The sequence below is a fragment of the Xanthobacter autotrophicus genome, assembly GCF_029991245.1.
GTDB classification, from domain to species: domain Bacteria; phylum Pseudomonadota; class Alphaproteobacteria; order Rhizobiales; family Xanthobacteraceae; genus Xanthobacter; species Xanthobacter autotrophicus_C.
This window is the reverse complement of the sequence record NZ_JAIVFO010000334.1, coordinates 1-518: the sequence shown is the minus strand read 5'-3', so window position 1 is coordinate 518 and position 518 is coordinate 1. Positions and strand designations below refer to the sequence as shown.

Annotated in this window: 1 protein-coding gene; it reads left to right on the top strand. The window is 72.8% G+C overall.

Going from position 1 to position 518, the window contains the following annotated elements; genetic code table 11:
* Positions 1-518: sensor histidine kinase (locus K9U41_RS23075; protein ID WP_282643167.1), on the top strand; the 518-nt coding region annotated here is incomplete at both ends.

Below are 518 nucleotides of genomic sequence, written 5' to 3'. Positions count from 1 at the left end.
CGACGACCGGCTGCACCAGCGCAAGGACGGCAGCCGCTTCTGGGCCAGCGGCGCGCTCATGCCGATGCACGACGGCGCGGACGCGGTGGTCGGCTTCGTCAAGATCCTGCGCGACCAGAGCGACCAGCGCGCCAGCCAGCAGGCGCTCGAACAGAGCCGCTCCGATCTGATCAAGGCCTTGCGCGAGAACGAACAGGCCCGCGCCGCGCTGCAGGCGGCCGACGCGACCAAGGACCGCTTCCTCGCCGTGCTGTCGCACGAGCTGCGCAACCCGCTGGCATCGATCGCGAACGCATCGGCGGTGCTCACCACCGACTGCACGGAAGCCGCCGAACGCGACCAGGCCGCGCGCATCGTGCAGCGGCAGGCGCGCGCCATGGCGGTGCTGCCCGACGACCTGATGGACCTGTCGCGCCTGCGCCTGGGCCGCATGACCCTGCAGAAGCGCGAGACGCCGCTGGCCGAGATCGTCGACGCCGCGCTGGAGGCCACGCAGGCCGCCATCAGGGCCGCCGGCC